The organism is Nocardioides abyssi, assembly GCF_030412915.1.
Classification (GTDB): domain Bacteria; phylum Actinomycetota; class Actinomycetes; order Propionibacteriales; family Nocardioidaceae; genus Nocardioides; species Nocardioides abyssi.
In genome coordinates, this window is the sequence record NZ_JAUHJR010000340.1 from 1 (window position 1) to 206 (window position 206).

A 206-nucleotide genomic window follows, 5' to 3' on the forward strand; every position below is an offset into this window, starting at 1 on the left:
ACCGCGGAGAGGCGCGGGGCCTCGCTCGTGTCGTCGGCCCACGGCTGCTGGGCCACCACCGTGCCGCCGACGCCGCCCGCCACCACGGCGGCGGCTGCGACGAGCTGGGTGCGGCGGCGGCGCGGCCGGGAGGCCGGCGTACGTCGTGCGGGGCCGGCGGCGGGGTCCAGCGGCGTGGCGCCCGGGACGTCGCCGTCGTCGTCGCC

General features: G+C 83.0%; 1 pseudogene. It reads right to left on the reverse strand.

The window, feature by feature from the left end:
* Positions 1–206, reverse strand: a pseudogene (locus QWY29_RS20940) (hypothetical protein); the annotation flags it as partial.